The sequence below is a fragment of the Candidatus Skiveiella danica genome, assembly GCF_022705245.1.
Lineage (GTDB): Bacteria > Pseudomonadota > Gammaproteobacteria > Burkholderiales > Burkholderiaceae_C > Skiveiella > Skiveiella danica.
Genome location: NZ_JAKJEW010000084.1, coordinates 700 through 1118, shown reverse-complemented (window position 1 = coordinate 1118; position 419 = coordinate 700). Strand labels below are relative to the sequence as shown.

Here is a 419-nt window from a genome sequence, read left to right as displayed (position 1 = left end):
TGGGTCCGTCCTGCCCGGCGGCCCCTTCCCTTCACGCCGTGCCCCGCCCCCGCCTCCAGTCCGCCCGGGTCCGCCGCCTGGCACGCCGCGTGCCCTGGTTCGGCAGCCCGCGGGAGCGGGCCAGGCCCGGGTGCAAAGAAAGCCGCCTACTGCTTTGCCCTCAGGTACTGCGGCGGCCAGCCGATGTCCGCCCTCAGGGCCCCGGCCGCGTGCAGCGGCCAGTAGGGGTCGCGAAGCATTTCCCGGGCGAGGATGACGACGTCGGCCTGCCCCGTCGCCACGATCTGCTCGGCCTGGGCCGCCTGCGTGATCAGGCCGACGGCTCCCGTGGGGATCCCGACGCGGGCACGGATCTCGGCCGCGAAGGGGACCTGGTAGCCGGGGCCGGCGGGGATCTGCGCGGAGGGCACGAGGCCCCC

The 419-nt window shown here is 76.1% G+C and carries 1 pseudogene; it reads right to left on the bottom strand.

Annotated elements, in window-relative coordinates:
• Nucleotides 1-146 precede the first annotated feature (146 nt).
• Nucleotides 147-419, bottom strand: a pseudogene (locus ACMUOY_RS20075) (oxidoreductase); the annotation flags it as partial.